The 6,418-nt window shown below is 70.8% G+C and carries 7 protein-coding genes; all 7 read right to left on the minus strand.

Annotated elements, in window-relative coordinates:
- Positions 1–162 carry a hypothetical protein gene (locus tag ACNTAO_RS12240; RefSeq protein ID WP_435162346.1) on the minus strand — a complete coding sequence of 54 codons (162 nt, stop codon included), beginning with the start codon at positions 160–162 and terminating at the stop codon, positions 1–3.
- Between the two features lie 105 nt (positions 163–267).
- Positions 268–2,025, minus strand: a complete 1,758-nt coding sequence (gene pheT / locus ACNTAO_RS12245; protein WP_435162348.1) for a phenylalanine--tRNA ligase subunit beta — start codon at positions 2,023–2,025, stop codon at positions 268–270.
- On the minus strand, positions 2,025–3,530 hold the full coding sequence (gene pheS / locus ACNTAO_RS12250) for a phenylalanine--tRNA ligase subunit alpha (protein WP_435162350.1): 1,506 nt from the start codon (positions 3,528–3,530) through the stop codon (positions 2,025–2,027). Before pheS ends, pheT begins: the two co-directional genes overlap by 1 nt.
- Positions 3,531–3,587: 57 nt before the next feature.
- Complete coding sequence (locus ACNTAO_RS12255; protein WP_435162352.1) at positions 3,588–4,241, minus strand: peptidase; 654 nt, start codon at positions 4,239–4,241, stop codon at positions 3,588–3,590.
- A gap of 55 nt (positions 4,242–4,296) precedes the next feature.
- The gene (locus ACNTAO_RS12260; protein WP_435162354.1) at positions 4,297–4,956 is read right to left on the minus strand and encodes a P-loop NTPase; all 660 of its coding nucleotides are present in this window, start codon (positions 4,954–4,956) and stop codon (positions 4,297–4,299) included.
- Positions 4,953–5,744, minus strand: coding sequence for a DUF7857 domain-containing protein (locus ACNTAO_RS12265; RefSeq protein ID WP_435162356.1), 792 nt, complete (start codon positions 5,742–5,744; stop codon positions 4,953–4,955). The genes ACNTAO_RS12260 and ACNTAO_RS12265 overlap by 4 nt, the downstream gene beginning before the upstream one ends.
- Before the next feature lie 24 nt (positions 5,745–5,768).
- On the minus strand, positions 5,769–6,418 hold a 650-nt coding region (locus tag ACNTAO_RS12270; RefSeq protein WP_435162358.1), incomplete at its 5' end, for a DUF7856 family protein.

The following is a 6,418-nucleotide window of genomic DNA, read 5'->3' on the forward strand; positions in this document are numbered from 1 at the left end:
TCAAAGCGCCGACGATCGGCCGACCGACTCGGCCGACGGCGGCGCCTGGGCGTCTCGAACGGCGTCCCATTCGGTCGAACAGCGCACACACAGGTAGTAGTCGAATCCGTCGACGTCACAGTAGTGGACCGGGCGATCGGTCCCGCACTTCTCACACTGCATGCGCCTCACCACCGGGGTGGGTCAAAAAAAGCCACCGATTCGGCCGACCCGGGCGGGATCGGCCGGGTGTCGCGCGGTCACGAGCGACGCGAGTCGACGTGCCGATCACCGAAGCCCGTCGAGGGCGAACTCGAAGGCGGCGACGGGCACCTCAAGGTCGTGGTCGACGAGGACTGCCGGGTGAACCTCACCTATCACGCCGACCGGGTCGCCGTCGATCAGCACGTCGGCGACCCGACCCTCGATGAACGTGGGGTGGTCCGTCGGCGGCGTCTCGAGGGATCGGCCAAAGTCGTCGCAGACGGCCTGTAGTCGGCCCTTCGCGGCCTCGTAGGAGGCATCCCGTCTGGCGAGCGCGCCGGCGACGTGGCGCGACTCCGCGACGCGCGTGTTCGCAGTCGGGTCGTGTTCGGCGACGAACCCGATCTCCGAGACGTCCTGTGGGTACGCGTTGTGGGTGTTGCCCTCGAGCAGTTGCAGAAGCGACGGGAGCGCCCACGTCCGAAGCTGGGTGTACGCCTCGCTGTACGGCTCGGTGATCCGGACCGGATCGCCGCCGCCGAAGACGCCGTCCTCGACCGCGACGCCGCCGGTGCCGGGCTCGACGCGGAGCCGGTCGTAGTTCTGCTCGGCGCTCGTCATGTGGAAGTTGAGGAGGTCCTCGAAGCCGAGGCCGACGAGGCTCGTGCGGACGGCGTCTTCCAGCCGCGTTCGCTCGTGACGCCCGCCGACGGTTCCCGCATTGGGGTACCGCGGCGTCAATTCGTCGAAGCCGTACGCGCGTCCCACGTCGTCGACGAGGTCGAGCGGGTGGAGCACGTCGACGCGGTACGGCGGAATCTCGACGTCGTACGTCACCGACTCGCCGAGCTGGTAGGTCGCGTCCAGGCCGGATCGCTCGAAGCAGTCGACGACGGCTTCGGGCTCGAAGTCGACGCCGAGCAGCGTCTCGATCCGGTCGTGGGTGACCGACTTCTCGGCGACCTCGAGGTCGGGGCGCACCAGCGCCGCCCCGTACTCGCTCGGGTGTGTCGCGTCGTCGGCGTAGGTCACCTCGACTTCCTCTATCGTCGCGCCCCGCGCCGAAAGCGCGTAACAGACGATCGTGCACATCTTGTCGATCGTCCACTGGTCGGTGCCGGTGAGTTCGACGAGCAGCTCACGAGAGCCGGTCGTCACCTCGGTCCGTCGACCGTTGATCACCGGTGGGAACGAAAAGAGCCCCAGGTCGTCGTATATTGCCGGATAGCGGTCGTACTCGTGGACGAGGTCGGCGTAGGTGCGGCCGGTCTGGTGTGACTCGAGGACGCCCGCCGGCGTCAGCTCCTCGGCCGCATCGAGCGGGACGAACGTGTCGCCGTCGGGCTCGACGCCGCGGTAGGTGACGGAGCGCTCGGCACCCTCCCGATGGGGTGCGCCCTTCAGCATCGCGAGGTCGTGGATCCCGATCGCTCCCTTCGCCCGGCCGCGGCCCATCGTCGCGTGCAGCTTCTCCTGTAACCCGATCAGCGACCGGAGGCCGGACTCGTCGAGGTCGACGCCGCGGACGACCGCGCCGGTGACGTACGGGCGCTCGGCCGGCACCGACGAGTCGACCTCGATCGTCCACTCGGGGTCGTTCGTCTCCGGGACGTACACGCCCCGGTCGTCGCCGTAGTGGTACCGAAGCGACCGCGCGACGCCCTCGACGGAGAGCCGGTCGAGGCGGTCGGGGGCGAACTCGAACTGGAGGTAGCCGTCGTCGGTCTCGCCTTCGAACTCCAAGCCGAGGCCGAACAACGTCTCTTTGAACGCCTCGGTACTCGTCTCCGTGCGGCCGGTGAGCCCGCGCAGCTCGTCGGGGTCGACGTCGACGACGGGCATCAGTAACTCACCTCCGCGGTGCGCAAGAACTCGACGTCGGCGAGCGTGCCGTGGAGGTCGCGGATGTCGTCCGCACCAGTGGTCAACATCGCGAGTCGCTCGAGCGCGAGTCCCCACGCCATCACGTCGCCGTCGACACCGAGGGGTCCAGTCACCTCCTCACGGAAGATACCGGAGTTGCCGATCTCGATCTCCTCGCCCGTCTCGGGGTGGTCGCCGAACAGCTCGAAGGAGGGCTCGGTGTACGGGTTGTAGTGCGGTTTGAACCGGATGTCGGTGATCCCGAACTGCCGGTAGAACTCCTCGAAGGTCCCCATCAGGTCGCGCACCGAGAGGTCCTCGGCCATCACCCAGCCTTCGATCTGGAAGAACTCGAGGAGGTGTGTCGGGTCGAGCGTGTCGTTGCGGTACACCTTTTCGACGGAGAAGTACCGCTGTGGCGGATCGAGCGGCGCGCCGGCGTGTCCGGAGAGGTACCGCATCGACAGCGAGGTGGTGTGACCGCGTAAGGCGATCTCGCGGGCGAAATCCGCCGACCACGGCGAGTGGTAGCCGTCACCGTCGTCACCCCACCCCTCGCGATGGGCGCGCTCGACCCGCGAGAGGAGCGTCTCGGGGATGTCGTCCGTCGGCTCGACGTCGAGCGCGAACCGATCCCAGTGGGTGCGTGCCGGGTGGTCTTGGGGCATGAACAGACAGTCGTTGATCCAGAAGTCGCTGTCGGCGTGAGGGCCCGCCATCTCCTGGAACCCCATGCCGACGAGCACGTCTTTGACGCGGTCTGCGGTCCGGCGAAGGACGTGTGTGCGCCCGCTGGCAGCCGGCGGGGCGTCGGCTTCGACGTCGTAGCTCGCGAACTCCACGTCGCGCCACTCGCCGCTCGCCAGCAGCTCGGGGGTGAGTTCGGCGACCGTCTCCGCCGTCTCGACGCCGGCCATCAGTGCGTCGACGCCCGCGTCGGTGAGCGTCACCGCACGGGTCACCGACTCGACGACCCGAACCAATCCCCGCGAGTCGAGTCGGTCGACGACATCGTCGGCCGTTGGAGGCGTACCGGCTGCGAGTGCCTCGAGCGTCGCCATCTCAGGATCGTCGCTCGGGTCGGCGTCCGGGTCGATTGACAGCTCGCCGGCGTCGATCGAACCCAGCCCCTTTCGCGCGAAGTTCGAGAGCGCGATGTCGACCGCGGGGCCGTCAAGGTCGGCCGCCCCGATGACCTCGCCCATCGAGACGGGTGCGTCGGCTGCACCGAGTTCCTTACCGGCCCGGTAGAGTCGACGCTCTGGCAGCCCCTCGTCGACGTAGCGGGCCCCCTCGTCGGTCAGTTCGGCGTGCTCGCGGGTCGTCTCCGTCACCTCGAGGAGCCCCTCGTCGCGGAGCTCGAACGCCGCGCCGGTCACCGTCTCGGGTTTGAGCCCCGTCTCCGCGGCAAGGTCGCCGATCGTCCGTTCGTCCGTCGCGCTCGCCGCCTCGAGGACGGCGAGCTGTCGTTCCGGGAGTCGCATTCGAGTTGTGTGTATACGCGCGTGGCCCGTTGGTAACGGTTCCGGGTCGTCGCGGCCTTACCCCTCTCCGTCTGCTCGCTGACGGAGTGCCGCGATCCGATCGCCGAGCGGGGGCTGAATCTCGAGCCACGTCGAGTAGTCGCCGGTCGCAGGCGTGACGCCGCTCCGCTCGGCAGCACGCTCGAAGGCGTCGGCGACCCGTCGGGCCCCCACCGCGTCGGCCGCGTGCGCGTCTGCGACGTACTGGACCCGCCGACCGGCCCACAGCGCCGTCAGTCCGACCGCGAGCAGGGCGGTGAACCCCGGTGTGAACCCGACGGCGGTCGTCGCGATCGCGGCGAACAACGCGACGACGACGGCGACCGCGGCGGCACGGAACGTCGCGAAGTGCACCTGTACCCGTCCTGCCTCCGCCGCGAGCAGTCCGACGGCGACGTCTGCTTCGAGGTCGTTCACGATCGGCTCGGTGACGAAGAGCACGCGGCGACGAGGTGGCCCGCGGACGGAGACGTCGACGGCCGACTCCTCCTCGAGGACGGCGACTCGGTCGACGCCGAGGCCGGCCTCCTGACGCAGCACGTCGAGAGCCGCCCGCTCCGGATCGGTCGGCTCGCGGAGCTCGCGAAACCGGTCCATCACGTACAGCGGCCCCACAGCTGTGGCGAGGAACGCCAGGATCCCGACGCCGACGAGGGCGACGACCGACTGCATAGCTCGACCGTCGGTGGCCACCCGGCTAAAACCACGCGGTCCGGCCTGAGTCACCTCACCGGCCTCGCGCCGGCACGCGGTCGGCGAGCGATCGGATCGCCGCGGCCGCATCGCTCTGCGGTGCTGCGGTCACGACCGGTCGTTCCGTGACGACGGAGCGTCCGACGCGCGGATCGGCCGGCACGGCCGCCGCCGGCGCACCGAGGGCGTCGGCGATCGCGTCCGTCGGCGGCGGCTCGACGACCCGATTGATCGCACAGGCGACGAGCCCCGCCTCGAGTTCGCGCGCCAGCTCACGGGTTCGGATCGCGTCCGCCAGCGCGAACGCCCGCGGCGAGACCACGACGAGACACGCGTGAGCCGCCGCGAGCGGAACGCCGGCGTCGGCGCGTCGGCCGGCCGGACAGTCGACCACGACACGTCCGTGTGCTCGTTCGACGGCTTCGACGGCGTCCACGAGTCGCGTCACGTCGGCCGCGCGAGCGCCGGCTAACGTCCGGCCACACGGGACGACGTCCACCGGCCCGGGGCGGAGCGTCTCCTCGACGGCCGCGCGCCCCGCGAGTACGTCGTGGAGGTCTGGACCACGGACCGTCGGTAGGTCTGCCATCCCGAGGTCGGCGTCAACGACGACCGCGTCGAGCGCGGCCGCGAGGTTGTACGCGAGCGTCGTCTTTCCCACCCCACCTTTGCCGCCGGTCACCGCGAGGATCACGCGATCGACTCCAGTGCCTCGACCGGCACGTCCGTCGCTTCCGCCCGCGCCGCCAGCGACGATGCGCGGTCGGCGAGTCGGGTGAGGCGTGCGACGTCGGCGTCGACCTGGTGAGCGACATCGACCGCGTCTGCGGCGCTCCCGACCCGCTCAAGCGCGGCCGTGGCCGTCTCGAGGTCAGCGTTGGTCAGCCGCTCCGCGCGCTCGATACGCCCCTCGACGGTGTCGAGCCAGGCGGTGATCGCGGCGGTCGTTTCGAGGCAGACGTCTCCGTCGCCAGGCTGACCGTCTTCGGTCTCCTCGGTGGCGACGGCGCTCGGGTCACCGTCGGTCGTCGACGTCACGCTCGTCGACGCCACGTCCGTGCCGGCGCCAACGTCGGTGACTACGGCACGCGGCGGTCGGTGGTCGCCGAGGCGCCGGACGGCGTCCGCCACCGTCGGGGTCGACGGTGGCCCGTCGGGGTCGACCGGCGAACAGCCGGTGATAGCGACCGGCGGATCCGGCGCGGGTGGCGTCTGATCGCCGTCGGTGGTGGGACCGCGAGGAGACGGAAGGGGACACGCAAAGCCGACGCCACGACGCTCGTCGGGCCCAAGTTCGAGCGTGAGACCGGTAGCGTCCCAGCCTGCCTCCGGCACACCGCGTCGCCTCGGGGGGAGCACCGGGCCGTCGAGACGGCTGTCGAGACGCACTCGACGGGCCACCTCGGTCGGGTTGTGGAGCCGGCAGGCGACGAACCACACCCCGTCGACCCGGTCGACGGTCCACGAGAGGTCCACGCGCATACGTCGGGTGTGCCGGCATCTGATTTAAGCGTCGGGTCGAACCGTCGCCACGCCCAGCGCACGGTCGGGTGACGTTCCCGACCACGCGCGGATAGCGTCGGCGACGGCTGGTTCGAGTACGACCGGTCCGTCGAGTGTTGCGACGCGAACCGCGGCGACCGACCCGACGAGCCGTGAACCCGCGTAGTCGGTCGGTTCGTCGCCGGCAGCGCCCGGGTCGCCGGTCGGCAGCGTCGCCAGCGCGTCGCGAAACGCCGGGTACACCGCCCGTGCGAGCTCGCGTCTGGCCGCTCGCTGCCGATTCTCGAGCCGATCCTGGAGGCGAAGGCGCCGCTCGCGCTCGTCGCGGCTCGCCGACGCTCGGTCGCGGGCGCGTTCGAGCGCTTGTTCGGCCGCGATGCGCGTCGTCTGTGCCGCCGCGAGCGCCGCCGCAGCCGTGTCGAGCGCCTCGCGGGCCGCGTCGGTCTCGGCCCCGGTCTCCCGACGCGCGCGGAGCTCTCCCCGGGCCGCCGCGACGCGTTCGGCGAGTCGCGTCTCCTCGCCGGTCGCGGCCGCGAGGCGTCGCCGCGGCTCGGTGAGGTCGACGCTCACCGGGTCGATGGCATCGATCGCCGCCCGAAGCGACCCGAGTTCTGGCCCGTACGACGACCGGTGGCCGCGGGAGTACGCGGCCG

The organism is Halorubrum zhoui, from assembly GCF_051194155.1.
Taxonomy (GTDB): domain Archaea; phylum Halobacteriota; class Halobacteria; order Halobacteriales; family Haloferacaceae; genus Halorubrum.